The 24,389-nt window shown below is 65.8% G+C and carries 25 protein-coding genes; 14 read left to right on the forward strand and 11 right to left on the reverse strand.

Going from position 1 to position 24,389, the window contains the following annotated elements; all coding sequences use genetic code 11:
- The first annotated feature begins 3 nt into the window (after positions 1 to 3).
- From RVU70_RS14460 to ligD, 6 genes are all read left to right on the forward strand, one after another.
- Positions 4 to 630 (forward strand): septation protein A, encoded by a 627-nt coding sequence (locus tag RVU70_RS14460; RefSeq protein ID WP_363347467.1) that lies wholly within the window; start codon positions 4 to 6, stop codon positions 628 to 630.
- A gap of 160 nt (positions 631 to 790) precedes the next feature.
- The gene (locus RVU70_RS14465) at positions 791 to 1,519 is read left to right on the forward strand and encodes a L,D-transpeptidase (protein WP_363347469.1); all 729 of its coding nucleotides are present in this window, start codon (positions 791 to 793) and stop codon (positions 1,517 to 1,519) included.
- Between the two features lie 73 nt (positions 1,520 to 1,592).
- Positions 1,593 to 1,736, forward strand: a complete 144-nt coding sequence (locus tag RVU70_RS14470) for an oxidoreductase (protein WP_363347471.1) — start codon at positions 1,593 to 1,595, stop codon at positions 1,734 to 1,736.
- A 10-nt stretch (positions 1,737 to 1,746) separates the two neighbouring features.
- The gene (locus tag RVU70_RS14475; RefSeq protein WP_363347473.1) at positions 1,747 to 2,700 is read left to right on the forward strand and encodes a tyrosine recombinase; all 954 of its coding nucleotides are present in this window, start codon (positions 1,747 to 1,749) and stop codon (positions 2,698 to 2,700) included.
- 116 nt (positions 2,701 to 2,816) lie between these two features.
- Positions 2,817 to 3,746 carry a Ku protein gene (locus RVU70_RS14480; RefSeq protein WP_363347475.1) on the forward strand — a complete coding sequence of 310 codons (930 nt, stop codon included), beginning with the start codon at positions 2,817 to 2,819 and terminating at the stop codon, positions 3,744 to 3,746.
- A 3-nt stretch (positions 3,747 to 3,749) separates the two neighbouring features.
- Entirely contained in the window at positions 3,750 to 6,212 is a 2,463-nt protein-coding gene (gene ligD, locus RVU70_RS14485) for a DNA ligase D (RefSeq protein WP_363347477.1), read from the forward strand.
- 2 nt (positions 6,213 to 6,214) lie between these two features.
- On the opposite strand, the gene RVU70_RS14490 is transcribed toward ligD, so the two are convergent.
- Both RVU70_RS14490 and hemW read right to left on the reverse strand, forming a co-directional pair.
- Entirely contained in the window at positions 6,215 to 6,505 is a 291-nt protein-coding gene (locus RVU70_RS14490) for a hypothetical protein (RefSeq protein WP_363347479.1), read from the reverse strand.
- A 68-nt stretch (positions 6,506 to 6,573) separates the two neighbouring features.
- Positions 6,574 to 7,740: a radical SAM family heme chaperone HemW gene (gene hemW, locus RVU70_RS14495; RefSeq protein ID WP_363347481.1), complete on the reverse strand. Its 1,167-nt coding sequence runs from the start codon at positions 7,738 to 7,740 to the stop codon at positions 6,574 to 6,576.
- 91 nt (positions 7,741 to 7,831) lie between these two features.
- Between hemW and RVU70_RS14500 the strand changes: the two genes are divergently transcribed.
- Both RVU70_RS14500 and RVU70_RS14505 read left to right on the forward strand, forming a co-directional pair.
- On the forward strand, positions 7,832 to 9,085 hold the full coding sequence (locus tag RVU70_RS14500) for an SDR family oxidoreductase (RefSeq protein ID WP_363347483.1): 1,254 nt from the start codon (positions 7,832 to 7,834) through the stop codon (positions 9,083 to 9,085).
- Positions 9,086 to 9,553, forward strand: coding sequence for a DUF2269 domain-containing protein (locus RVU70_RS14505; RefSeq protein WP_363347485.1), 468 nt, complete (start codon positions 9,086 to 9,088; stop codon positions 9,551 to 9,553).
- A gap of 46 nt (positions 9,554 to 9,599) precedes the next feature.
- On the opposite strand, the gene RVU70_RS14510 is transcribed toward RVU70_RS14505, so the two are convergent.
- From RVU70_RS14510 to recQ, 6 genes are all read right to left on the reverse strand, one after another.
- Positions 9,600 to 10,832, reverse strand: a complete 1,233-nt coding sequence (locus tag RVU70_RS14510) for a L,D-transpeptidase family protein (protein ID WP_363347487.1) — start codon at positions 10,830 to 10,832, stop codon at positions 9,600 to 9,602.
- 84 nt (positions 10,833 to 10,916) lie between these two features.
- Positions 10,917 to 11,210 carry a (2Fe-2S) ferredoxin domain-containing protein gene (locus tag RVU70_RS14515; RefSeq protein ID WP_363347489.1) on the reverse strand — a complete coding sequence of 98 codons (294 nt, stop codon included), beginning with the start codon at positions 11,208 to 11,210 and terminating at the stop codon, positions 10,917 to 10,919.
- Positions 11,201 to 11,995, reverse strand: a complete 795-nt coding sequence (locus RVU70_RS14520; protein WP_363347491.1) for a HEAT repeat domain-containing protein — start codon at positions 11,993 to 11,995, stop codon at positions 11,201 to 11,203. The genes RVU70_RS14515 and RVU70_RS14520 overlap by 10 nt, the downstream gene beginning before the upstream one ends.
- 28 nt (positions 11,996 to 12,023) lie before the next feature.
- Positions 12,024 to 14,456 (reverse strand): DNA topoisomerase (ATP-hydrolyzing) subunit B, encoded by a 2,433-nt coding sequence (gyrB, locus tag RVU70_RS14525; protein ID WP_363347493.1) that lies wholly within the window; start codon positions 14,454 to 14,456, stop codon positions 12,024 to 12,026.
- 192 nt (positions 14,457 to 14,648) lie between these two features.
- The gene (locus RVU70_RS14530; protein WP_363347495.1) at positions 14,649 to 15,254 is read right to left on the reverse strand and encodes a glutathione S-transferase N-terminal domain-containing protein; all 606 of its coding nucleotides are present in this window, start codon (positions 15,252 to 15,254) and stop codon (positions 14,649 to 14,651) included.
- Positions 15,255 to 15,310: 56 nt separating this feature from the next.
- Positions 15,311 to 17,110 (reverse strand): DNA helicase RecQ, encoded by a 1,800-nt coding sequence (gene recQ / locus RVU70_RS14535; protein WP_363347497.1) that lies wholly within the window; start codon positions 17,108 to 17,110, stop codon positions 15,311 to 15,313.
- 125 nt (positions 17,111 to 17,235) lie between these two features.
- On the opposite strand from recQ, the gene RVU70_RS14540 reads away from it, so the two are divergent.
- Entirely contained in the window at positions 17,236 to 18,405 is a 1,170-nt protein-coding gene (locus RVU70_RS14540; RefSeq protein ID WP_363347499.1) for a zinc-dependent alcohol dehydrogenase, read from the forward strand.
- On the opposite strand, the gene RVU70_RS14545 is transcribed toward RVU70_RS14540, so the two are convergent.
- From RVU70_RS14545 to RVU70_RS14555, 3 genes are read right to left on the reverse strand one after another with little or no spacing between them, the layout of a single operon-like run.
- Complete coding sequence (locus RVU70_RS14545) at positions 18,406 to 18,594, reverse strand: hypothetical protein (protein WP_363347501.1); 189 nt, start codon at positions 18,592 to 18,594, stop codon at positions 18,406 to 18,408. It lies immediately after the preceding gene.
- 23 nt (positions 18,595 to 18,617) lie between these two features.
- Positions 18,618 to 19,733 (reverse strand): DNA replication/repair protein RecF, encoded by a 1,116-nt coding sequence (gene recF, locus RVU70_RS14550; protein WP_363347503.1) that lies wholly within the window; start codon positions 19,731 to 19,733, stop codon positions 18,618 to 18,620.
- A 12-nt stretch (positions 19,734 to 19,745) separates the two neighbouring features.
- Positions 19,746 to 20,261: a DUF3124 domain-containing protein gene (locus RVU70_RS14555; protein ID WP_363347505.1), complete on the reverse strand. Its 516-nt coding sequence runs from the start codon at positions 20,259 to 20,261 to the stop codon at positions 19,746 to 19,748.
- Positions 20,262 to 20,483: 222 nt separating this feature from the next.
- Between RVU70_RS14555 and coaBC the strand changes: the two genes are divergently transcribed.
- From coaBC to rpsT, 5 genes are all read left to right on the forward strand, one after another.
- Positions 20,484 to 21,734 (forward strand): bifunctional phosphopantothenoylcysteine decarboxylase/phosphopantothenate--cysteine ligase CoaBC, encoded by a 1,251-nt coding sequence (gene coaBC, locus RVU70_RS14560; RefSeq protein ID WP_363347507.1) that lies wholly within the window; start codon positions 20,484 to 20,486, stop codon positions 21,732 to 21,734.
- On the forward strand, positions 21,731 to 22,192 hold the full coding sequence (gene dut, locus RVU70_RS14565; RefSeq protein ID WP_363347509.1) for a dUTP diphosphatase: 462 nt from the start codon (positions 21,731 to 21,733) through the stop codon (positions 22,190 to 22,192). Before coaBC ends, dut begins: the two co-directional genes overlap by 4 nt.
- On the forward strand, positions 22,189 to 22,626 hold the full coding sequence (locus RVU70_RS14570; RefSeq protein ID WP_363347511.1) for an Rrf2 family transcriptional regulator: 438 nt from the start codon (positions 22,189 to 22,191) through the stop codon (positions 22,624 to 22,626). Before dut ends, RVU70_RS14570 begins: the two co-directional genes overlap by 4 nt.
- Before the next feature lie 27 nt (positions 22,627 to 22,653).
- Entirely contained in the window at positions 22,654 to 23,427 is a 774-nt protein-coding gene (locus tag RVU70_RS14575) for an enoyl-CoA hydratase (RefSeq protein WP_363347514.1), read from the forward strand.
- Between the two features lie 138 nt (positions 23,428 to 23,565).
- Positions 23,566 to 23,835 (forward strand): 30S ribosomal protein S20, encoded by a 270-nt coding sequence (rpsT, locus tag RVU70_RS14580; protein WP_363347516.1) that lies wholly within the window; start codon positions 23,566 to 23,568, stop codon positions 23,833 to 23,835.
- Positions 23,836 to 24,389 lie beyond the last annotated feature (554 nt).

Consider the following 24,389-nt stretch of genomic DNA (forward strand, 5'->3'; position numbering starts at 1 on the left):
GCAATGACCCAGGAAACGACGACCTCGATCAAGACCGCGCCGGCGGCGAGGCAAAAGAAAAAACTCAACCCCGGACTGAAAATCGCGCTCGAACTCGGGCCGCTGATCGTCTTCTTCGTCGTCAACAGCAAGTTCGGCATCTTCTACGCGACCGGCGTGCTGATGGCCGGCGTGCTGCTGACGCTCGCCGTGTCCTGGGCGATCACGAAACATCTGCCGGCGATGCCGGTCGTCACGGCGATCCTCGTGCTCGTCTTCGGCGGGCTCACCGTCTTTTTGCAAAACGAGGATTTCATCAAACTGAAGGTGACGATCCTCTATTCCATGTTCGGCGCGGCGCTCATCGGCGCGCTCTATTTCAACAAGCTATTGTTGCCGATCGTCTTCGACATGGCGATCCATATCGACGACGCCGGCTGGCGCAAGCTCACCTGGCGCTGGGGCTTGTTCTTCTTCTTCCTCGCCGGGCTCAATGAAGTCGTCCGCCACATGGTCTCGACAGACTCCTGGGTGAACTTCAAGGTGTTCGGCATTTTGCCGCTGACGATCCTCTTCGCCGTCGCCCAGGCGCCCTTGATCATGCGCCACGAGATCGCGCCGGAGGAGGAAGACACGGAGTCGCATTTCTGAGCCGGCGGAAGCGCAAGAAACGATTCATGGTTAAGCGACACTTGCGCGTAACCATGTAACTAGACGCGCGTTTACGGTATAGCTTAAGCATAGCAGAGTGGTCGCCATCGTCATTCGCACAAGCCCGCAGAGGGCCGCGCGCCTGTCAATGGTTTCCAACATGGCTGACCGATCCGCTTTCTTTCGCCGCGCCGCGCCGGCGGCTTTCCTGGTGCTTTTGCTTGGGGCCGCCTATGCCGACCCGGCCGGCGCCAATCCGGCGCTCACCGCCGCGCCGCCCTATCCCGAGGCCTATTACCCCCAGCAGAGCGCGCTCGGCGGCGGGTTGATCGAGGCGCTCGTGGGGGCCGGCGCGCCGCGGGTGCGCTCCGCCGCGCCGCCGCCGGGCGCACATGTCGCGGCTTATGCGCCGGCGGCGCCCCTGCAGCAGCCGCAGCGCGCGCTCGATCCAAGCTATGCGCGGACCGATGTGGCCTACGATGGCCCCGAGGCGCCGGGCACAATCGTCGTCGATACGCCGAGCAAATTTCTCTACTTCATCAACGGTCGCGGCCGGGCGACCCGCTACGGCGTCGGCGTCGGCCGGCCAGGGTTCGAGTGGTCGGGCGTGAAGACGGTGAGCCGCAAGGCGGAATGGCCGGACTGGACGCCCCCTGCCGAAATGCTGGCGCGGCGCCCCGACCTGCCGCGGCACATGGACGGCGGCCCCGCCAATCCGCTCGGCGCCCGGGCGCTTTATTTGGGTTCATCTCTCTATCGCATCCACGGCACCAATGAGCCCGGCACCATCGGCCAAAATGTCTCCTCGGGCTGTATCCGCATGATGAATGAGGACGTGATCGACCTCTATGATCGCGCGCCCGTGGGGACGAGGGTCGTCGTTCGCTAGACTCCCGTCGGTTGCATTCGGCCGCGCTTCGCGCGATAGACTTGAGAAGGATTCTTGCTGACGAGCTCTTTCCTTGCCGAGTCTTCTTCGTTTCCTCGCCATCGTGGCGGCAATCGTTGCGCTCGTTTACGGCGCGATGGTCGCGGTCGTCTCCTACGTGACGCCGCAGCCGCGCGAAATGACCTATACGATCCCGGCCCAGCGCCTCAACAAGTGAGGCGATGGCCATGAAGGCGCGCGCCGCCCGCCAGCTCGACGCCTTCCTCGACATGCTGGCGGCGGAGCGCGGCGCGGCGCATAATACGCAGGACGCCTATCGCCGCGATCTTTCCGATTACGTCGACTTTCTCGCCCGCCAGGGGCGCGATCCCGGCAACGCCGCGACAGAAGATCTACGCGCCTATCTCGCCGCGCTCGACGCGCGCGGCATGTCCGCCGCGACGGTTGCGCGGCGGCTCTCGGCGCTGCGGCAGTTCCACAAATTCCTCTATGTCGACCGCCATCGCGCCGACGACCCGGCCGCCGCCCTCGAGGGGCCCAGGCTCAGGCGAAGCGCGCCGGGCGTCATGTCGATCGCGGAGGTCGATCGTCTGCTCGCCACGGCGCGCGAGGGGCTCGACGACGAGAAGCGCCCCTTGCGCGAACGGCTGCGCGCCGCGCGCCTTCACGCGCTGCTCGAAACGCTTTATGCGACCGGCCTGCGCGTCTCGGAGCTTGTTTCCCTGCCAAAAAGCGCGGCGCGGGCGCGCGATCCTTTCGTCACGATCAAGGGCAAGGGCGGCCGCGAGCGGCTGGCGCCGCTGACCGGCCGGGCCAAGCGCGCGCTCGCTGATTATCGCGACCTTCTCGAAGCGGTGACGCCAGCGCTTGCCGAAGGCCCCTTTCTTTTTCCCGCTGACAGCGATAGCGGCCACCTCACCCGCCAGGCTTTCGCTCGTGAACTGAAAACCCTCGGCGTCGCCGCCGGTCTCTCGGCAGCCCAAGTTCATCCCCATGCGTTACGCCACGCTTTCGCGAGCCATCTTCTGCAGAACGGGGCCGATCTGCGCGTGGTGCAGGAGCTGCTTGGCCACGCCGATATCGCCACGACTCAGATTTACACGCATGTCCTCGACGAGCGGATGCGCGCCATGGTGCGCGACCTGCATCCGCTCTCCGACCCGCCCGCAAAAGGCGAGTAGAGTTCGTCGAAGGCCGGTTCTTTCGCGGCCGCAGCCTTTTTCGTGGCCGGGGGCTGTGCGCCATTTGCCGCGCCTTATCTAAAAACGAATTCCCACCGCGCGTGCAGGAGCGAGTAATGGCCGAGTCGGCGCGCACTTTCTGGAAGGGCCACTTGCGTCTGGCCCTCGTTTCGATCCCCGTGCGTCTGGTCGCGGCGGAGAAGGCCGAATCCGAGATCCGCTTTCATCAGGTGGACCGCAATTCGAAGCAGCGCATCCGCTATCTCAAGGTTGCGCCCGGCAAGGGCGAGGTGGCGAAGGAAGACATTGTGCTGGGATACGAGGTCGAGCCCGGCAATTATGTTTTCATGGAGGACGAGGAGCTCGACTCGCTCAAGCTCTCGTCTCGCCACACCATCGAACTGTCCCAGTTCGTCGACGCCGACGAAATTGAGCCGGTCTATTACAACAGGCCCTATTTCGTTCTGCCGGACGGCGAGGTCGCCGAGGAAGGCTATCGCGTGTTGCGCGACGCGCTCTGGGCGAAGCATAAGGTCGGCATCGGCCAGCTCACGTTGCGCGGACGCGAGCATCTCGTCGCGCTTTACCCGACGGGAGAAGGGCAGGGGCTCGCGCTCGATACGCTGCGCTACGAAACCGAGCTCAAAGCGGCCGACGATATCTTTTCCGGCATCGGGCGCGAGAGGCCGCGCGAAGATATGGTGCAGATGGCGGAGGATTTGATCGAGCGGCGTAGCGAGCCTTTCGACGCCGCGAAATTCCGCAATCATTACGCCGAGGCGCTGCGCGATCTGGTGAAGGCGAAGCTCGGGCGCGGCGAGACCGTGCCGGTCGAAGAGCAGGCCGAACCGGGCGGCGCCAAGGTTCTCGACTTTATGGAGGCGCTGAAACGCTCGGTCGCGGCGAGCGGTGGCGGCGAGGCGCCGCCAGAGCCTCCCCGCAAGGGCGAGCCGCCGAAGAAAGGCCGGGCGCCGGCGAAAAAGCCGCCGCCGACGAAATCCGCCAAGCCCAAATCGGCCAAGGCGCCCACGCGCCGGCGAGCCTGATCCATGCCGGCGCGCGCGCGAGGCACGGACGAGAGCGCGCTCGCCGCCTATCGCGCGAAACGCGACTTCTCCGTCACGCCGGAGCCGCAGGGCGGCGCCTCGCGCGGACGAGCGCCGCGACTGGTCGTGCAGCGCCACTTCGCCCGGCGGGAGCATTTCGACCTGCGCCTCGAAATGGACGGCGTGCTGAAAAGCTGGGCCGTGACCCGCGGCCCCTCCGCCAATCCCGCCGATCGACGCCTCGCCGTGCGCACCGAGGACCATCCGCTCGATTATGGCGATTTCGAAGGCCTGATTCCCAAGGGCGAATATGGCGGCGGCACGGTGATGCTCTGGGAAGACACGACCTATGCGCCGACGAACGGCGATCCGCTCGCGGCGCTCGACAAGGGCGAGGTCAAGTTCCGCGTAAATGGCGAGAGAATGCAGGGCGGCTATGTGCTCGTGCGCATGAAAACGCGCGACAAGCACGAGAACTGGCTGCTGATAAAAGAGCGCGACGAATTTGCCGACCCGGATGAAGACCTTGCCGAGCATTTTACGACGAGCGTCGCCACTGGCCGCACGCGCGAGGAGATTGAACGCGGCGCCAAGGCCAGGCGAAAGAGAGCTCCCGCCGCCCGCGCCAAAGCCGCTTATTGGTCGGATAAGCCGCTCGCGAGCGCGCCCACGCCGAAATTCGTCGCCCCGCAGCTTTGCGAAACATCCGAGACGCCGCCAGCGGGCGCCGACTGGATTTTCGAGCTGAAATACGACGGCTACCGTCTGGAGCTGGCGACCGGCGCCGATGGGGCGGTGGTCTATACGCGCTCGGGGCTCGACTGGACCAATCGTTTTCCGGGGCTCGCCCGCGCCGCCTTCGCGCTTCCCTGCCGCAATGCGCTTCTCGACGGCGAGGCGGTGGTCTTCGACGAGAAGGGCCTTTCCGATTTCGCCATGCTCGTCTCGGCGCTCGAGGCCGGCCGCAGCGAGCGGGTGGAGTTCGTCGCCTTCGACCTGCTCATGCTCGACGAGAAGGATTTGCGGCGCCAGCCTTTGCGCGAGCGCAAGGCGATGCTGAAGAAGCTTCTCTCCGGCGCCTCCGGCCCGCTGCGTTACGGCGATTACATCGAGGGCGACGGCGCCGCGGTCTTTCGACAGGCGACGCAGGCCGGGGCCGAAGGGATCATCGCCAAGCGCGGCGACGCGCCCTACCGCAGCGGGCGCTTCTCGGACTGGCTGAAAATCAAGGGCGATTTCCGCGAGGACGTGGTCATCATCGGCTATCGGCCTTCGGACAAGGGGGAGAGCTTCGCGTCGCTCGTCGCCGCCAAGGAGACGCCGGAGGGGCTGCGCTATGTTGGCCGAATTGGAACCGGCTATGGCGGGCCGACGCGCCGCGCGCTCGAACCTTTGCTCGCCAAGCGCGCCGGCGCCAAGCCGCCCCAACCGATCGCCGCCGCGAACCTAATTCCAAGAGGCATAGTCTTTCTCGAAAACCCCTTTCCGGCGGAAGTGCGGTTCGGAGGCTGGACCATGGACGGACAGATGCGGCAGGCGCGGTTCCTGGGCGTGCGCGAAGACGTAAAGCCAAATGCCGCGGCCTCGCAGTCGAAAGAGCCGCCGAAGCTGGCGCGCATCACCCATGCGAGCCGCGTGGTTTTCCCCGACGATGGCGTCACCAAGGGCGAGATCGCCGCCTATTACGACGCTGTTGCGCCCCGTATGGCCCCGCATCTCGCCGACCGCCCGATCAGCCTGCTGCGGGCGCCGGAAAATATCGGCGACCTCTTTTTCCAGCGACATCCGCTCAAGGGGATGACGAAAGGGATTCTCAAGGTCGAGGACGAAGGCGGCGAACCTTATATCGCGCTCGACGGCGCGCTCGGCCTGCATACGGCGGCGCAGTTCGGGGCCATCGAGATTCATGGCTGGATGTCGCTCGCAGCCGATCTCGACCGGCCGGACCGGATGGTCTTCGACCTCGATCCGGACGAGGAGCTGCCGTTCAGGGAGGTCTGCAAAGCGGCCGCCGACATTCGCGACTATCTGAAGGCGATCGGCCTCAAGAGCTGGCCAATGGTCACGGGCGGCAAGGGCATACATGTCGTCTTGCCGCTCGACCGCTCGCTTGCCTACGCCCAGACGGAAGTCTTCGCCGCGGGCTTTGCGCGCGGTCTGGCGCAGCAGGAGCCCAATCGATTCGTCGCCACTATGAGCAAGCGCCGGCGCGTGGGGCGCATTTTCATCGACTGGCTGCGCAACAAGAAAACCGCGACGGCCATTCTGCCCTGGTCGCTGCGCGCCCGGCGCGGCGCCACCGTGGCGACGCCCTTGTCATGGGAAGCGCTGCAATCGGTCGAGAGCGCCAGCGCCTTCGACATTCGCAGCGCGCTCAAGGTCAAAGACGCTTGGAATGGCTTCTTCAAGACAAGCCAGACCATCGCACCCGGCGCGCTCGCCTTCATGCGCGAGAATGCGCTCTGACCCTATCCGAAGAAGCGCTTCTTGAGGACGTTATAGGCCAATGTCACGACGGCGCCCGTCACGCCGCCGCCGGCCGCCTGTCCGAGAAGCACGCCGAGATCGAAAGCGCCGCCGCCGCTCGCGGCGCTCGCGAGCGAGGGGATGATGGCGGCGAGGATCTGGCCGCCAATGCCGCCGCCGAGCGCGCCGCTGATCAGATCGCCCAGCGCATTATCGCTCTTCGTCGCCTTGCCAGCCGCCTTGCCGCCGAGCGCGCCGGCGACGACCTGAATGAGAATATCGGTAATCGACATTGAGAAAGCTCCAGACCAAGTCATCATCCACAAAGGATAATTCCTCAGTCCGAGCTTTGGTTCCGTTGCTAGGCGGCGAGATCGGCGACGACGGCGTCGAGCACGGGGAAGCCTTCCGAACTCACCCGAAGCCGGTTTTCGCGCGTGACCTCGACGAGGCCGTCGCCGACCAGTTCGCTGATGCGCGACTGGGCGAGCTTCTTGCCGGTCAGCAGGAAATAGCGCTGCGGATCGATCCCCTCGCGCAGGCGCAGCCCCATCAGCAGAAACTCGTCGCCTTCCTGCTCGGCGTTGAGCAATTCGTCTTCGACGAGGCCATGCCCCTCGGTCTCGACGCAGGTGAGCCACATCTCGGGATGGCGTTCGCAGGCCTGCGCGCGCCGTCCGCGCGGGGTGACGATGCGGCCATGCGCGCCGGGTCCGACCCCCACATATTCGCCGTAGCGCCAATAAACGAGATTGTGCCGGCACTCGGCGCCCGGGCGCGCGTGGTTCGAGACTTCGTAGGCCGGCAGGCCGTGGCGCGCGGTGATCTCCTGCGTCACGTCCCACAGCGCGCGCTGCGTGTCGGCGTCGGGAATCGCCATCTTGCCGGTGTTGACCATGCGCTCGAACATGGTGTCGGGCTCGATGGTCAATTGGTAGAGCGACACATGCTCGGGCGCGCGGGCGAGCGCGAGGTCGAGCTCTTTGCGCCAGGCCGCCGGCGTCTGGCCCGAGCGGCCGTAGATCAGATCGAAAGAGGTGCGGTCAAAGACCGAATTGGCGATATCCACCGCCATCAGCGCCTCGGCGACGGAATGCTGGCGGCCGAGCGCCTTGAGGTCGATGTCGTTTAAGGCCTGGACGCCGAGCGAGACGCGATTGATCCCGGCCGCCTTGAAGCCCCTGAAGCGGGACGCCTCCACGCTCGTCGGATTGGCTTCGAGCGTGATCTCGACATCCTTGGCCAGGGTCCAGTGGCTGGCGATCTGCGCCAGGATCGCTTCGGCCGTCGAGGGCGACATCAGCGAGGGCGTGCCGCCGCCGAAAAACACAGAACGCACCTCGCGCCCCGGCGCGAGCCGCGCGCGATGGGCGAGCTCGACCGCGAAGGCCTCGACAAAGCGGTCCTCATCCACGTCGCCGCGGCGGACGTGGCTGTTGAAGTCGCAATAGGGGCATTTCGACAGGCAGAACGGCCAGTGGACATAAACGCCGAAGCCAGGGTCGAAAGCATTCCGAATCGTCGCCATAGTCCCCTTATCGCATGAAATCGCCCTAAACGCAGGGCGCAGCCGGCGGAACGCCTATATGTCCGCCGGTGGCGCCGTGCGGGAGGAGAGCTTGGCCCGGATTCTCATCGTTGGCGGGACCGGCTTCATCGGCCGCCATATCGCCGGGCGGCTTGCAGCCGCGGGCCATTCGGTCATGGCCGCCGGACGCGGCGACGTCGACCTCGCCCGCGACGACGCCGCCCGTCTTCAGGCCAAGGTCGCGGGCTTCGACGTCGTCGTCAACTGCGCCGGCCTCGTGCGGGACGTTGGCGGCAATACCATGGACGCCGTGCACGCGGAAGGCGCCATGCGCCTCTTTTCTGCCTGTATCGGCGCGGGCGTCGTGCGCTTCATCCACCTTTCAGCGCTGGGCGCGGCCCCGCAGGGCGAGACCGATTATCAGCGCAGCAAAGGCACGTCCGAGGCCTTTTTCATGGACGCCGATCCAGATGGCGAACGCCTCGACTGGCGCGTGCTGCGCCCCTCCGTCGTGGTGGGGCGGGGCGGGGCGAGCACGACCTGGCTTCTCGCCGCCGCCGCCTTGCCAGTCCTGCCGCGCATCGGACGCGAGGACTGGAAGTTCCAGCCGGTCCATGTCGATGATCTCGCCGAGCTCGTGATGCGGCTCGCCGAAGGCGCCAGCTCGCAACGGATGATCGACGTCGTGGGGCCAGAGCCCATGACGGCCTATGAACTGACCCGGATTTTGCGGAATTGGCTGCGCCTGCGCCCGACGGGCTCCGTGCGCATTCCCGACCGCCTGTTCGAGATGGCGACCACGATCGGCGGCCGCTTCACCAGCGGCCCGCTCAATCCAGATGTGATGAAAATGCTGGCGGGCGGAAATGTCTCGGATCCGGCGGGACTGACGGCGGCGCTGGGGCGTCCGCCAAGGAGCATCCGAACTGCGCTCGCCATGGAGCCGGCGTCCGACGCCGATCGCTTGGCGGCGCGCCTCTTCCTTCTCAAGCCCGTGTTGCGCTGGAGCCTGGCGATCCTGTGGATCGTCACCGGCCTGTTGTCCTTTGGCCTTTATCCCGTGGAGAAGAGCTACGAGATGCTCGCGACGCTTGGCCTTACGGGGCTTGTCGCATCGCTGTCGCTTTATGGCGGCGCGGCGCTCGATCTTTTGCTTGGGCTGCTCCTGCTGCGCGGCTGGCGCCCGGCGCTCATCGGCTGGCTGATGCTGGCGAGCATGGCGGCCTTCACTTTGCTCGCGTTCGGCCTTCCCGCCGATTACTGGCTGCATCCGTTCGCGCCGATTGTGAAGAATTTGCCAATCGCGGCGGCGATCCTCGTGATGATCGCGATGGAGGCGGGTTGAATGGATATCGACTTACTAAAATTGATTCACATCATCAGCTCCACGGTGCTGTTCGGCACCGGGCTGGGCACGGCTTTTCACGGGCTCGCGAGCAATCTTCGCGGCGATCTGCGCGCCATTGTCGTCGGCAACAAGAACGTGGTGCTGGCCGACTGGATCTTCACGACTCCGGCCGTCATCGTCCAGCCCGCGACCGGCGTCGCGCTCGCGCTCCAGGAGGGCTGGCCGCTCGACAGCCATTGGATATTGGCGTCGATTGCGCTCTACATCTTCGTCGGCGCCTGCTGGCTGCCGGTCGTGTGGCTGCAGATGCGCATGGCGAAGATCGCCGAGGCCTGCTTAGAGACAGGCGCGCCGTTGCCGCGGGAATACAAGCGTTACTTCTGGTGGTGGTTCGCGCTCGGCTGGCCCGCCTTCATCTCCATGCTGGTTATTTTCTGGCTGATGGTCGCGAAGCCGCAGTTCTGACCAAGGCGTGGATGGCCGGAACGAGCCCGGCCAAGACGGGGAGCCCTCATCGGCTCGCGAAGGCCTTCCCGCGCGGCGGCGGCTTTGCGCCCTTGTCGAGGTTATAGATGTCCCGGCGGAAATGAGCCGGGCCGTCGTCCGTGGCCCAGCCGGTCATATAGACCCACGCCACGGCGGTTGGTTCGTTGAGGTCGATCTTTTCGCTATCGCCCTCGTCGACTTTGTCGCGCAACGCCGCTTCGTCCCATTGCTGCGAGCCGTCGTCGAGAAGCCAGGCGGCGAGGTCGTAAACGCCCTCCACGCGCACGCAGCCATGCGAGAGGAAGCGATAGTTCTTGTCGAACAAATCCTTCCTGGGCGTGTCGTGCATGAACACCTGCTCCTTATTCGGCATGAACAGCCTCAGCGAGCCGAGCGCATTCTTGGGGCCGGGCTCCTGGCGGAAGGTAAAATTCGCCGCGCGCGCGGCTGAGAGGCGCCGCAGCCGCTGCAGGTCGACTTCACGGCCGCGGCCATCGAGCACCTTGATGTTCTCGCGCTCGAAATATTTCGGGTTGCGCCGCAGTTTCGGCGCCAGCTCCTTGCGGATGATCGAGGCCGGGACGGTCCAGGTCGGATTGATGTCGACCGAGACGATCCGCGCCGTGATCTGCGGCGAGCGGTTGCGCTTGCCGCCAACGATGGCGTCATAGCGCGCCTGCATTTCGTCGTTTTCAACCGCCTCGACGGAGGCGGCGGGAAGATTGACGGCCACGTAACGTTCGGGGAAGCGGAATCGCATTTTTGAGAGCCGCGCGGCCGTCGCAGAGAGGGCGCGGGCGCGCGCTGCAGGCGCAACGTTGAGCTGGCGCAGGGTCTGACGCGACGCCTCTCCGGTTTGTTCAAGTCCAACATGCGCCTGGAAGCGCCTCACGGCGTCGCTGAGTTCGTCGTCCCAGTTCTCGTCGCCGTCCCGGGCTTGGGCCTCAGGCAGATAGCCTTCGAGCGCAAGCCTCCTGCGAAGATCGGCGACGGGCTTGCCATGGGAGTCCGGGCCGACCGGGCGCAGGATGCGCGGCCAGCCGCCGGACGCCGCGATATCCGCATATCGCCGCGCGGCCTGAAGCGTCGCGCTTTCGGTTTCGGGCCCGTAGCTCGGAAGCGCCTGCGTTGGTCTTTCCGCCTCGCGCGCATCCGCGGGCGGCCCTTCGGCGGGCTCAGCCCAGACCGGGGCCAGGGGCATGGAGAAAATTGCGGCGGCCAGCAGCCCAATGGCTGCGGCGTAAGACTTCATTCTCATGGGAGGCGCTCCGCCGGCGCCACTTGCGCCGACTGTCGCCGTTCTATTTAGCGCCCGCACGAAAGGCGGAAGCGGCGGCGCGGGTTATTTTTGCGTCGCCTCCAGCGCGCACGTCACGTCGCGCAAGAGATCTTCCAAATCGGGGCTGGAGAACGCCTCGCCCGAAGGCTCGAGCCGCACGACAGGATCGCGGGTGCAGAGCCGAAGGCAGTCGCGCGTGGCGATCGCGAGCCGCCCCTCTGCAAACGCCTCCGCGAAGCGCTCGTTCAGAGAAGCCTGCGCCTTGTCGAGCAGCGCGCGCCCGCGTCCCTCGGCGTCACAGCGCGGCCCGACGCAAATAAGAAGGCGGATGGTTTGACTTGCGGCCGCTATTGCCACTTTGGCGTGGCCTCGCCGTTGAAGCGCGCGCGCAGGGCCTCGGCGTAATCGAGGCCCGTCCAGCCGGCGGGCTCTCTGCCGAGCCCCAGCAGGGCGCAGGCGGCGTCGATGAGCTTCTGCTCGGGATCTTCTTGCGACTCGAGCGTTTCGATCAGCACTGAAAGCACCCGAAGGTCGTGACGTTTCGCCAGGCCGGCGATGGCTTCGATCCGGACGCTTTCGAAGGCGTCGTCGAGCCGCGCGGCGAGCGCTTCACGCACGCGCGGCGAATCGAGATCGCCCAGATCGCCAAGGCTGAAAGTCGCCCAGTCACGCACATCTTGGTCGGCGTCGATCATGAGCAGCATGAGCCCGGGATGGCTGGCCGGGTCTTTGACGAAGCAGCCCAGCGCAAAGGCGACGGCGTGCCGCAACACCGCGTCTTCATGCCCGATAAACCTGTAGATCACGGGCAACGCCCGCGAATCCTCGATATGGCCGAGCGCGATGAGCGCCGAAGCCGCCACGCGCGGGTGCTGCTCGTTGAGCAACAGTTCGATGAGCAGTTCGCAGGCTTCCGCTGGCGATTCGTGCGGGCGTCCGGGACCGACCCCGATCTGGCCCAGAATATCGGCCCCGCGCGCGCGCTCCAAGGGTCGCGGGGATTTGAGCCATTGCGCCGCTGTGCCGAAGACCTCTCGACCGCCCCTCTTTCTGAGCGCATTGACCGCCTCCCATGCGCTGTCGTCGTCGTAATCGCAGGCGAGCGTGCGCTCGAAGAGCGTAACAAGGTCTTGCTTTTTCATAACTCAATACTCGGGGGCCGAAGCCCCGCTACACGTCTAGATTGGCGACATTCAAAGCATTCTCGTGGATGAATTCGCGTCGGGGCTCGACGACGTCGCCCATGAGCTTCACAAAGATATCGTCGGCCTCGGCCGCTTCCTTCACGCGCACCTGAAGCAGCGAGCGCGCTTCGCGGTCGAGCGTCGTTTCCCAGAGCTGCTCGGCGTTCATCTCGCCGAGACCTTTGTAGCGCTGGACCGTGAGGCCCTTGCGGCCGATCTGGGCCATGGCGTCATAGAGCGCAATCGGACCGGACAGCGGCGCCTCGTCGCCCCGGCGGATCAACGTCGCCGGCGCCGAGAAGACGTCGCGCAGACTCTCGGTCCGTTCATGCAGCTTGCGCGCTTCGGAGGAATTGAGCATCGCCGCGTCGAGAACGACCGCTTGCGCCACGCCGCGCAACGTGCGGCGGAAGACATAGCCGCCGTCGCGGACCTCGCCGCTCCAGCCGCGTTCCGTCTCCTCGGCGATGGCGTCGAGACGCTGCGCCACGAGCGTCGCGAGTCGCGTGGCCTCCGCCTCGTCGGTCTGCGGCGCGAGGGCGCCGGCCATCGCCGCCTGCTCCACGACGTTGCGATCATAGCGCGAGTGCAGGGCGCCCATGATGGTGCGGAAGGCCCGCGCATCCTCGAGCACCTTGCGCAGATCGGAGCCGGCGCGGTCTTCCGTCCCCGTGCGCAGCACCGCGCCGTCGAGCAGGCTGTCGATGAGATAATCTTCCAACGCGCGCTCGTCTTTGAGATATTGCGTCGATTTGCCCTTGGTCACCTTGTAGAGGGGCGCCTGGGCGATGAAGACGTGGCCGCGCTCGATCAGCTCCGGCATTTGCCGGTAGAAGAAGGTGAGGATCAGCGTGCGAATATGGGCGCCGTCGACGTCGGCGTCCGTCATGATGATGATTTTGTGATAGCGCAGCTTGTCGGCGTTGAATTCGTCGCGTCCGACGCCGGTGCCGAGCGCTGTGATCAGCGTGCCGATCTGTTCCGAGGACAGCATTTTGTCGAAGCGCGCGCGCTCGACGTTGAGGATCTTGCCGCGCAGCGGCAGGACGGCCTGGAAGGCGCGGTCGCGCCCCTGTTTGGCGGTGCCGCCGGCCGAGTCGCCCTCGACGATGAAGAGTTCCGCTTTGGCCGGATCGCGCTCCTGACAGTCGGCGAGCTTGCCGGGCAGATTTGCGACGTCGAGCGCGCCCTTGCGGCGCGTGAGTTCGCGCGCCTTGCGCGCCGCTTCGCGCGCGGCCGCCGCCTCGACGACCTTGGAGACGACGTTTTTCGCCTCTGCCGGATGCTCCTCGAGCCACTGGCCGAGAAGTTCGTTCACGACGTTTTCGACCGCCGGACGCACTTCGGAGGAGACCAGCTTGTCTTTCGTTTGCGACGAAAACTTGGGGTCGGGGACCTTGACGGACAGGACGCAGGTGAGCCCCTCGCGGCAGTCGTCGCCGGAGAGATCGACCTTCTCGCGCTTGGTGAGGCCGGATGAATCCGCATAGCCCGTGATCTGGCGGGTCAGCGCCGCACGGAACCCCGCGAGATGCGTGCCGCCGTCGCGCTGCGGAATGTTGTTGGTGAAGGCCAGCACATTCTCGTGGTAGCTGTCGTTCCACCACAGCGCGACTTCGACGTTGATGTGCTCGCGCTGGCCCTTGATGAGGATGGGCGAAGAGACCAGCGGCTGCTTGGCGCGGTCGAGCCAGCGCACGAAAGCTTCGAGCCCGCCTTCGTAGAAAAGCTCCTCGCGCTTCACCTCGGCGTGGCGGGCGTCGGTGAGGATGATGCGGACGCCGGAGTTCAGGAAGGCGAGTTCGCGCAACCTGTGCTCGATGGTCGCATAATCGAAATCCACCATGGTGAAGGTCGCGGACGAGGGCAGGAAGGTGACTTCCGTGCCGCGCTTGGGCGCGCCGTCCTCGATGGGGGCGTCTCCGACGATCTCGAGCTTGCCCACGGCGTCGCCGTTCGCAAACTCCATGAAATGTTCTTTGCCGCCGCGCCAGATGCGCAGCTTCAGCCAGACCGAGAGGGCGTTGACGACCGAAACGCCGACGCCGTGCAAGCCGCCCGAAACCTTGTAGGAGTTCTGGTCGAATTTGCCGCCCGCATGGAGCTGGGTCATGATGACTTCGGCCGCCGACACGCCTTCTTCGGGGTGGATGTCGGTCGGAATACCGCGGCCATTGTCGGTGACGGTGCAGGAGCCGTCGGCGTTCAGCGTGACCGTGACGCGCGTGGCGTGGCCGGCGAGCGCCTCGTCGATGGCGTTGTCGACGACCTCATAGACCATGTGATGAAGGCCGGTGCCGTCATCCGTGTCGCCGATATACATGCCCGGACGCTTGCGGACGGCGTCGAGGCCGCGCAGCACCTTGATGGATTCAGCGCCATATTCCGAAGGGTCTCTGATCTGGTCGTTCTCGCTCATCTGCCCGCTTTTCCGGAGGCTTGGCCTCTCATGATTCGTAGAGCGCATTTTACGCTGTTTTGCAAGCCAAATGCACGCCGGAAAAAGCGATTTTCGATGTTTACAAACGATTGATTGTAAACGTGGTTTCTGGGTCCTCCACGCGTTTCTACAGGGGCCGCCGTTGACTTGCGAGGCTTTTGTTTCCCGCTCTCAGCGATAGCCTTCTTCCGCCAGCACCTGGACAACCGCGGGTCGCGATTTCATGCGCGCGTAATGCGCCAGGCAATTGGGCGGCAGAGTCATGCCGGTCTTCGCCGCCCAGAACTCGACATAGAACAGCGCCGCATCGGCGATGGAAAAGCCGCCGGCGACATAATCCCGGCCCGCGAGCGCGCTGTTGACGGCGTCGAAGGCGGAGGTCGCGATGGCCTGGCCTTCCGCGATCGTCGTCTCGCGGTCGCCGCCATAACGTTCGGGCGTGAAGACGCGGCGAAAGCCTTCGCCATGAATGTGGCGCGTGCAGAATTCGAGCATGGCGCGGGCCTCCTCCGCCAGCGCCGGATCGTCCGGCATGAGCTTGCGGCGCGGATAGGTTTCGGCCAGCCATGTCGCAATGCTGACGAAGTCCGTGAGCGCCACGCCGTCGTCGCGCACCAGCGTCGGGATCGTCCCGTGCGGATTGATGGCGAGATAGTCGGGCTTGAGATGATCGCCGCGCGGCAGGTTGAGCACATAGGCTTCGAAAACGACGCCGATCTCTTCGAGCAGGATGTGAACGCCCGTCGAGCAGGAGCCGGGGGTCATGTAGAATTTCATGCAAGCAGCCTTTCTGTTGCGCCCGTTTTGCAACAGTGGCGCCAGAGAATCGTGCTTCACAGCGCCTCGTTCAGCGCCTCCAGAAAAGCGTCGCCGTAGCGCGCGAGTTTTCTCTCGCCGACGCCATGAACGCTCAGCATCTCGTCGAGCGTCGCCGGACGCTTTTCCGCCATGTCGATCAGCGTGCGGTCGGCAAAGATGACGTAAGCCGGGACGCCTTCCTCCTGCGCGAGTTCGCGCCGCTTGCGTTTCAGCGCGGCGAGAATGCGGTCAGTTGCTTCGTCGAGGCTCGGCGCCTCTTTGCGGCGGCGGCGATCGCGCGGCGTCAGCGGGTCGCTGCGTAGAAGGATTGTCTCGCGGCCGAAGAGAATGTCCTCGCCCTTCGACGTCAGCGCGAAGCCGCCGTGTTCCGCGCTCGCCGATTGCAGCGCCCCGACGGCGAAAAGCTGGCGCAGAATCGAGGCCCATTCCGGTTTTGAATGTTCCCTGCCGGCGCCGAAGGTCTTGATTGCGTCATGTCCATGGCGGCGCACCGCCTCGGTCGGCTCGCCTCTCAGCACCTCGGCGATATGGCCGGCGCCGAAGCGTTGCCCGGTGCGATAGACCGCGGACAGCGCTTTTTGCGAGGGGATGACCCCGTCGAAAACCGCAACCTTGCCCTCGCACAGGTCGCAGCGCCCGCAGGGCGACGCTTCCTCGGCGAAATAGGCGAGCAGCGTCTGGCGCCGGCAGCGCGGCGTCTCGCAGAGCATGGCCAGCGCGGAGAAACGCTCATGCTCGATGCGTCGCCGCTCTTCGCCGATTTCCTTCTCGTCGATCCGGCGGCGGCGGAACGCCATATCGTCGAGACTGTAGAGCGTCAGCGTATCTGCGGGCAGCCCGTCACGGCCGGCGCGGCCGATCTCCTGATAATAGGCTTCGACGGAGCCTGGCATGTCGGCATGGGCGACAAAGCGCACGTCCGGCTTGTTGACGCCCATGCCGAAGGCGATGGTCGCGACCGCGATCACGCCGTCTTCGCGAAGGAAACGGTCCTGGTTGCGGTTGCGCGTCTCCTGATCGAGGCCGGCGTGATAGGCGAGGGCGTCATGGCCCTGATCGGCGAAGTAACGCGCAAGGTCTTCCGTGCGCTGGCGTGACGAACAATAGATAATGCCGCTCTCGCCCTTGTGGCGTTCCAGAAAGCGCGACAATTGCCGCCGCGGCTGGTCCTTTACGGCGAAGTTCAACGCAATGTTGGGCCGGTCGAAGCTGTGCAGGAAGAGTTGCGGCGACGACGGGAAGAGACGCGCGGCGATGTCCGCGCGCGTCGCGGCGTCGGCGGTGGCGGTGAGGCCGATGACCTGCAATTTGCCGAGCGCTTCCGCGGCGCGGCCGATGTCGCGATATTCGGGGCGGAAGTCGTGGCCCCACTCCGAGACGCAATGCGCTTCGTCGATGGCGAGGCGGCGCGGCCGCGCGCGGCGCAGATCGGCGATGAGTCCGTCCATCAGCAGACGCTCCGGCGAGACGAAGAGCAGGCGCAGATCGCCCGCGCGCATGGCGCGGCGCGCGTCCTCGTTCTCTTCGGCGCTGTTCGTCGAATTGAGCGTCGCCGCGGCGACGCCGAGCGCCCGCATCTGCCGCACCTGATCGCGCATCAGCGCGATGAGCGGCGAGACCACGACGGTCAGCGCTTCCTCGATGATCGCCGGAAGCTGGTAGCACATGGATTTGCCGCTGCCGGTCGGCATGACGGCGAGCACCGGGCCGCCCTCGAGCACGGCGGCGATGATCTCCGCCTGGCCAGGCCGGAAGTCGTCGTAGCCGAAGACGGATTTGAGAAGCGCGCGCGCCTGCGGGGGAAGCTGGGGCATGTGCGTGCAATAGCACAGGCGTGGACCGCGCCATACCGGGCCCTGGAACGATCGCCATCCGGATACGTTGACCACGGGGGGCGCGCGTTGGCGCGCGGCCATCTGGCCGAATCGGAGCTTCGCACATGAAAGCGCTCACCTTTCACGGCAAAGGAGACATTCGCTGCGAGAGCATCCCGGACCCTGGGATCGAAGATCCCCGCGACGTCGTGATCAAGGTCACCGCCTGCGCGATCTGCGGCTCCGATCTGCACATCTATGACGGGGTCATCCCGCAGATGCATGACGGCGACGTCTTGGGCCACGAAACCATGGGCGAAGTCGTGGAAGTCGGCTCGTCCGTCAAGAATTTGAAGGTCGGCGATCGCGTCGTCGTTCCCTTCACCATCTCCTGTGGCGACTGCTGGTTCTGCCAGCATGGCTATTATTCCGCGTGTGAGCGCACCAATCCCGACCATAAGAAGGCCGAGACTCTCTGGGGCCACTCGCCCGCGGGCCTTTACGGCTATTCGCATCTGCTCGGCGGCTATCGCGGCGGCCAGGCGGAATATTTGCGCGTGCCCTTCGCTGACTCGGGGCCGATCAAGGTGCCGGAGTCGCTTGCCGACGATCAGGCGCTGTTCCTCTCGGATATTTTCCCCACGGGCTACATGGCGGCCGAGTTCTGCGACATCAAACCCGGCGACACCATCGCCATATGGGGCTGCGGCCCCGTCGGGCAGTTCGCCATCCGCAGCGCCTTCATGCTCGGAGCTGAACGCGTCATCGCCATCGACAACGTGCCGGAGCGGTTGGCGCTCGCGGAAAAGGCCGGCGCGGAGACGCTCGATTTCTCAAAAGCCGATATCTACGACGCCATCCAGAGCATGACCAATGGCCGCGGCGCCGACGCCTGCATCGACGCGGTCGGCACCGAGCCCGATCCAACCGCCAGCATCGATTCGATGATCGATCGCGTCAAGGTCGCGACCTTCCTCGGCACCGATCAGCCGCATGTCTTGCGGCAAGCGATTCACTGCTGCCGCAACTTCGGTACGGTCTCCGTCGTCGGGGTTTATGGCGGCTTTATCGACAAATTCCCCATGGGATCGGCGATCAATCGCGGCCTGACGTTCCGCATGGCGCAAACGCCGGTGCAGCGCTATCTGCCGCGTCTTCTGGAGCGCATCGAGCGGGGAGACATCGATCCCTCCTTCATCGTCACGCATCGCGCCGCGCTCGAGGAAGGGCCGGAGATGTACAAGACTTTCCGCAATCATAAAGACGGCTGCATCAAGGTGATGCTGCAGCCGTAGTCAGCCGATAAGCTTGGCGGCGATCCAGCCGATTAGCAGCGCGACGAGCGTCGTGAAGACCGACATGCCGGCCCAGACCGAGAGGCCGGTCACGACGCCGCCTTCCTTGAAGGTGTTGCGCAGGCTTTTGCCGAGGATGATCCAAGGCGCCGCAACGCCGGCGATGATTGCATAAACGTACCAATGCATGGCGTCTCCTGTCCTGGCTCCGGCTAGCGCGTAAGCTTTCCCGGCGTCACTTGAAATATTTCCGCGCGGCCCCTCAGCGAAGCGAAGAGCAGCGGATCGGCGCCGCTCATCCATACTTGCCCGCCGAGCGCCTCCAATTCGGTGAACAAAGCCTCGCGCCGCTTCGGATCGAAATGCGCGGCGACTTCGTCGAGAAGGAGCCATGGCGCCTTGCCGGTCATTTCGCCGACGAGACGCGCATGCGCCAGCGTCAACCCCATCAACAGCGCCTTTTGCTCGCCAGTCGAACAGTCGCGCGCGGCCTCTTGCTTCGGGCCATGGCGGACGAGGAGGTCGCTGGTTTGCGGCCCCGTGAGCGTTCGGCCCGCGGCGGCGTCCCGGCGGCGGGTCGCTGAAAGCGTCTGGCGGAAATGCTCTTCGACGGCAAGCGCGGGCGCTTCGGCCAGCATGTTCTCGATCTCGCCGTCGATCGACGCCTCGGCCCAGGGAAAGGCGCTTTCTCGGGTCACGATCAAGGCGGTAAGACGGGTGACGGTCTCGCGGCGCGCGGCGGCGACGGCGACGCCGAGCGCGACGATTTCCTGTTCCGTCGCATCGAGCCAGCGGCGGTCGGAGACGCCGTCCTCCAGCAGGCGGTTGCGATTGCGCAAAGCGCGCTCGAGCTTGTTGACGCGCGCGCCGTGATCCGCGTCGACGCCCAGCGCGAGGCGGTCGAGGAAACGCCGACGCTCGCCGGCGGGGCCATTGAACAATCCGTCCATCGCGGGCGTCAGCCATAGGACGCGCAGATGGTCGGCGAAGGCGCGCGCAGAGCCGACGGGGGCGCGATCGATGCGGAATTGCCGCTCCCCTTCAGGCGTCAGGCCATGTCCGAGCTGCGTGGCCGCGCCATCGGTTTCCATCTCGATCGAGACCGCAAAGCCGCCGGCGCCGCCGCGCCTCGCGCAGTCGCCGAGCTCGGCGCGACGCAGGCCCCGGCCGGGCGAGAACAGCGATAAAGCCTCGAGCACATTGGTCTTGCCGGCGCCGTTTTCCCCGACAAGCGCCACAAGCTGCGCGTCGATCTCGCAGCGCGCCTGCGCATAGGAACGATAATCGGAAAGCGACAGGCGCCGCAGGCGCGGCGCGGGCAGAGTCATCGCGTCAGCGCGTCATTGCGGGCGCGACACGCGCCGGCCCGGCGAGAGGAAGCTATAGCTGCGCGTTCCGACGAAGGACGCCATGAGCGCGTCGACCACGGGCTCGTCAGCGCCCGCTGCGGCGCCCCAGTCGACGGTGAAGCTGGCGCCGACGCCGGCGCGCACGTCGTCCTGGGCGATGATGACCTGCAGGGAGGCATAGGGCTTCAGATAGATCGGCGCGGGAAGATAGCTCTCGACAAGCTGGCCCGACCCGCTGCGATAGTCGATTTGCTGCACGGCGAGCACGTGAGTCGCCGACGCATTGTGGATCGAGAGCGTCGCCGAGAAATTGAGCCGCGTCACGCCGCCTTGTCCGATGAGGGTCGAGTGCAGCGGCACGAAGCTGCGTCCGAGGTTGGAAAGCTTCTGCTCCGGCGCGGGCGCGGTCGCTTCGGGGCTGACGATGACCGCGGATTGGTCCCGGTCGCGTGAAGAGACAGCGTCGGCGGCAAAAAGCGCGGCGAGGGCCGCGCCGAGAGCGAGCAAGCGCCGGCTTCTTTCTGAAACTGTCATGTACATCATTGAGGAAAGGCCTGAAGGCAGGTCGTGGCGCCAAACGCGCGTAAACCTAAACGCGTCGACGCCAAAGGTCCAACGCCAAACCCCCGCTTTGACGACGTCCCCTATCGCCGCTTTGGCGCCGCGCCCAAAATCTGTATTCTCCGCGCCCTACGGGAGAGGAAATTTGCGCGCTCGGCGGGGTTTAACTTGAGGCAAAGCCTTGATGGCAAGACGATTCTGCTGATCGTTGGCGGCGGGATCGCGGCCTATAAGTCGCTCGATCTCGTGCGCCGGCTGCGCGAGCGCGGCGCGCGGGTGCGGGTCGTCATGACCGCCGCCGCCAAGGAATTCGTCACGCCGTTCGCCTTCGCCAGCCTGACGAACGAGAGGGTTCACGAGAACCTTTTCTCGCCGACCGACGAACAGGAGATGGGCCATATCCAGCTCTCGCGCGCGGCCGATCTGATCGTCGTCGCGCCGGCGACGGCGCATCTTCTCGCCCGCGCGGCGCAGGGGCTTTGCGACGATCTCGCCACCACGCTTCTGCTCGCCACCGACAAGCGCGCGCTCTACGCGCCCGCGATGAATCTGCGCATGTGGCTCGCGGCGGCGACGCAGCGCAACGTCGCGACGCTGAAACAGGATGGCGCCCTGTTCGTCGGGCCGGAGGAGGGCGATATGGCCTGTGGCGAGTATGGGCCCGGCCGCATGAGCGAACCGTTGGACATCGCTGCCGCGGTCGAGGCCGCGCTCCAAGGCGACGCGCGTCTGCCGCTGCCGCTCGTCAAGGCAGGCCCGCTCTCGGGCCGCCACGTGATCGTGACCTCGGGCCCGACCCATGAGGCGATTGATCCAGTGCGCTATATCGCCAACCGTTCCTCCGGCAAGCAGGGCCACGCGATCGCCGCGGCGGCGGCCGCCGCCGGCGCGCGGGTGACGCTCGTGTCCGGGCCGGTGACGCTGCCCGATCCAAAAGGCTGCGCGGTCGTGCGCGTCGAAAGCGCGCGCGAAATGTTCGCCGCGGTCAACGACGCGCTGCCGGCCGATGTGTTCATTGGGGCGGCGGCGGTCGCCGACTGGCGTGTCGAGGCCGCCGCTCACAAGATCAAGAAAGAGCAGGGGGCTTCGGCGCCGGCTTTCTCTCTGGTCGAGAACCCCGACATTCTCGCAAGCGTCGCGCGCGCGTCGCGACGCCCGCGCCTCGTCGTCGGCTTCGCCGCCGAGACTCGCGACGTGATCGCCCACGCGCGACAGAAGCTGAACCGCAAGGGCTGCGATCTCATCGTCGCCAACGACGTCTCCGAGGGGTCTGGCGTTTTCGGCGGCGACGCCAATGAAGCGCATCTCGTCTCCAGCGGCGGCGTCGAGAGCTGGCCGCGCATGAGCAAGGAGGCGGTCGCCGCGCGCCTTGTCGGGCGCATTGCTGAAATCATCGCCGACAGCGAGGCCCCCGAATGAAACTCTCCATCCGCCGTCTGACCAATGGCGAGGGCTTGCCGCTACCGGCCTATGCGAGCGACGGCGCCGCCGGACTCGATCTCTATGCGGCCTTGCCCGCCGGACAGAAACTCGTGCTCGAGCCGGGAGCCCGCGACCTGATTCCAACCGGCGTGCAGATTGCGCTGCCCGCCGGCTTCGAGGCGCAACTGCGGCCGCGCTCGGGACTGGCCGTCGAATTTGGCGTGACGGTGCTCAATGCGCCGGGCACGATCGACAGCGATTACCGCGGCGAGGTGAAGGCGCTGCTCATCAATCACGGCGGCCAGCCCTTCGAGATCACGCGCGGCATGCGCATCGCCCAGCTCGTGATCGCCCCGGTCGCGCATGCGGCCCTGGTCGAATGTGAAGAGCTCGAGGAGACCGCCCGCGGCGCGGGCGGCTTCGGCTCGACCGGGCTCGGAGAGCGCGGGGAATGAAGCTTCTGCCGCGGCCCGCGCGATTCGCCCTCATGGCGACGCTCGACGTCGCGCTCCATGCGCGCGGCCGGCCGGTCTCGTCCAAAGAGCTCGCGGCGCGCCACGATCTGCCGCCGCGGCGTCTGGAGACGCTGCTGCAGGCGCTGGTGCGCGCGGGGATCTTGAAGAGCGTCCGCGGCCCCGCCGGCGGCTATGAACTCGCCCGCGAGCGGCGCCGCCTTTGCGTCGGCGAGATCGTGCGCGTCGCCTTGCGCGCCGAGGAGGAAGCCGACGAGGCGCCGGCGCTGCTCGTCGCGGTGCTCGAGCCGCTGATTGCCGAAACCGAGGAGGCGACGCTCGCCCGGCTCGACGACATCACGCTCGAAGACCTTTACGCCCGCGCCGTCGCCCAGGGCTTCGGCGAAAAACAGCCGACGAGCGATTTCGAGATTTAAAGCGCCCCGGCGCATGAGGAGGCCCGCATGACCTATGAGACGATTGAACTGGAGTCGCACGGCCGCGTCGCCCTGGTGCGGCTCAACCGGCCGCAGGCGCTCAATGCGCTGAATGCGCTGCTCATCAGCGAACTCGATTGCGCGCTTGCCGGCTTCGCGGCGGACGAGGGCGTCGGCTGCGTCGTCATCACCGGCTCGGAGAAGGCCTTCGCCGCCGGCGCCGACATCAAGGAAATGGCCGACAAGAGTTTCGCCGACGCCTTCTTGAGCGACTTCATCGGCCGCTGGGACACGTTGGCGCGCTTCCGCAAGCCGACCATCGCCGCCGTAGCGGGCTTTGCGCTCGGCGGGGGCTGCGAGCTCGCCATGATGTGCGACTTCATCATCGCCGCCGATACGGCCCAGTTCGGCCAGCCCGAGATCAAGCTCGGGGTCATTCCCGGCGCCGGGGGCACGCAGCGGCTGACCCGCGCCGTGGGCAAAGCCAAGGCGATGGACCTTGTTCTTACAGGGCGGATGATGGGGGCGGAGGAGGCCGAGCGCGCGGGGCTCGTGGCGCGGGTGGTCCCCGCCGCCGACCTCCTTTCCGAGGCGCTCAAGGCGGGCGCGGCCGTCGCCGCCATGTCGCTGCCGGCGGCGCTGATGGCCAAGGAGGCGGTGAACGCCGCCTTCGAGACCACTTTGACCGAGGGCGTGCGATTCGAGCGGCGGCTGTTCTACTCTCTCTTCGCCACGGAGGATCAGAAAGAGGGCATGGCCGCATTCGTGGAAAAGCGCAAAGCCGGCTTTCGCCACCGGTAAGGGACGCGGAGGCGGGCGGCCGCCATTGACGAAATGAGGCCTCCCGCTTATAAGGCGCGCGACGTGGCCGCGATTTCGCGGCCGCAACGGTTTTTGGCCGCCATCGCGGCCGCCCACAGCTTCGAGGACAGATAGAACATGGCCAATACTGCTTCGGCCAAAAAAGCCGTTCGCAAGATCGAGCGCCGCACGGCGGTAAACCGCGCGCGCCGCAGCCGCATGCGCACCTTCGTGCGCAAGGTCGAAGAGGCGATCGCCTCGGGCGACGCGTCGGTCGCCGCCGCCGCCCTGCAGAGCGCCGTTCCGGAAATGATGCGCGCCGCGCAGAAGGGCGTCCTTCACAAGAACACGGCGTCGCGGAAGGTGTCTCGCCTCAGCGCCCGCGTTAAGGCGCTTGCCGCCAAGTAGGCGGGCATTGTGCAAGTTTAGCGCGCAAAATGCCTCGTTCGCGGTTACAAAGCCCACAAAAAAGGCCCGGCTCAGCCGGGCCTTTTTTTATTCGTCTCGCGCCTGCAGCAGGAAAGACACAAGCCGTATAATTTTTTTCACGGGAAAGTTGTGATCAGGCAAATTCGCCATGATTCAATCTGTTGCAACCAAGACCCCGAGAGGGCGTCGTCAGCGCCCCTCTTGACAGGCCTCCCCGGCGAAATTGCGCCGCTTAAGCGCGCGATCGCGCCGCCTGCGACGTTTCGATCGTACACGCGTCGAATCATAAATTTAGAAAGACATTAGTCGAAGGCGCGCGCAGGATGGCGCCAAAGACGCGGCAAAAGCGCGACGCTGGGGCGCCGGGGTCGTTGCGAGAAGACAGCCTCGCGTGTAGGTTCTTTTGTGTCGAACGAAAGAGATCGACGCCTGACCAGATCAGCTTTCGGCTGAGCGCATCAAAGGAGCGACGTCGTGTCGGTATCCTGCCTCAAAGAGCCAAGGCTTCAGGCGTCTGATCGTCTCCCTTCCCG

Source organism: Methylocystis echinoides, assembly GCF_040687965.1.
Lineage (GTDB): Bacteria > Pseudomonadota > Alphaproteobacteria > Rhizobiales > Beijerinckiaceae > Methylocystis > Methylocystis echinoides_A.

Coding starts and splice junctions, on each gene's coding strand:
- ligD (WP_363347477.1), top strand. CDS start 3,750: ATGCCGGCGCGCGCGCGAGGCACGGACGAGAGCGCGCTCGCCGCCTAT.
- RVU70_RS14575 (WP_363347514.1), top strand. CDS start 22,654: ATGACCTATGAGACGATTGAACTGGAGTCGCACGGCCGCGTCGCCCTG.
- RVU70_RS14545 (WP_363347501.1), bottom strand. CDS start 18,594: ATGCATTGGTACGTTTATGCAATCATCGCCGGCGTTGCGGCGCCTTGG.
- gyrB (WP_363347493.1), bottom strand. CDS start 14,456: ATGAGCGAGAACGACCAGATCAGAGACCCTTCGGAATATGGCGCTGAA.
- recQ (WP_363347497.1), bottom strand. CDS start 17,110: ATGCCCCAGCTTCCCCCGCAGGCGCGCGCGCTTCTCAAATCCGTCTTC.
- rpsT (WP_363347516.1), top strand. CDS start 23,566: ATGGCCAATACTGCTTCGGCCAAAAAAGCCGTTCGCAAGATCGAGCGC.
- recF (WP_363347503.1), bottom strand. CDS start 19,733: ATGACTCTGCCCGCGCCGCGCCTGCGGCGCCTGTCGCTTTCCGATTAT.
- RVU70_RS14520 (WP_363347491.1), bottom strand. CDS start 11,995: ATGAAAAAGCAAGACCTTGTTACGCTCTTCGAGCGCACGCTCGCCTGC.
- dut (WP_363347509.1), top strand. CDS start 21,731: ATGAAACTCTCCATCCGCCGTCTGACCAATGGCGAGGGCTTGCCGCTA.
- RVU70_RS14540 (WP_363347499.1), top strand. CDS start 17,236: ATGAAAGCGCTCACCTTTCACGGCAAAGGAGACATTCGCTGCGAGAGC.
- RVU70_RS14480 (WP_363347475.1), top strand. CDS start 2,817: ATGGCCGAGTCGGCGCGCACTTTCTGGAAGGGCCACTTGCGTCTGGCC.
- hemW (WP_363347481.1), bottom strand. CDS start 7,740: ATGGCGACGATTCGGAATGCTTTCGACCCTGGCTTCGGCGTTTATGTC.
- RVU70_RS14505 (WP_363347485.1), top strand. CDS start 9,086: ATGGATATCGACTTACTAAAATTGATTCACATCATCAGCTCCACGGTG.
- RVU70_RS14490 (WP_363347479.1), bottom strand. CDS start 6,505: ATGTCGATTACCGATATTCTCATTCAGGTCGTCGCCGGCGCGCTCGGC.
- RVU70_RS14510 (WP_363347487.1), bottom strand. CDS start 10,832: ATGAGAATGAAGTCTTACGCCGCAGCCATTGGGCTGCTGGCCGCCGCA.
- RVU70_RS14570 (WP_363347511.1), top strand. CDS start 22,189: ATGAAGCTTCTGCCGCGGCCCGCGCGATTCGCCCTCATGGCGACGCTC.
- RVU70_RS14475 (WP_363347473.1), top strand. CDS start 1,747: ATGAAGGCGCGCGCCGCCCGCCAGCTCGACGCCTTCCTCGACATGCTG.
- RVU70_RS14460 (WP_363347467.1), top strand. CDS start 4: ATGACCCAGGAAACGACGACCTCGATCAAGACCGCGCCGGCGGCGAGG.
- RVU70_RS14465 (WP_363347469.1), top strand. CDS start 791: ATGGCTGACCGATCCGCTTTCTTTCGCCGCGCCGCGCCGGCGGCTTTC.
- RVU70_RS14530 (WP_363347495.1), bottom strand. CDS start 15,254: ATGAAATTCTACATGACCCCCGGCTCCTGCTCGACGGGCGTTCACATC.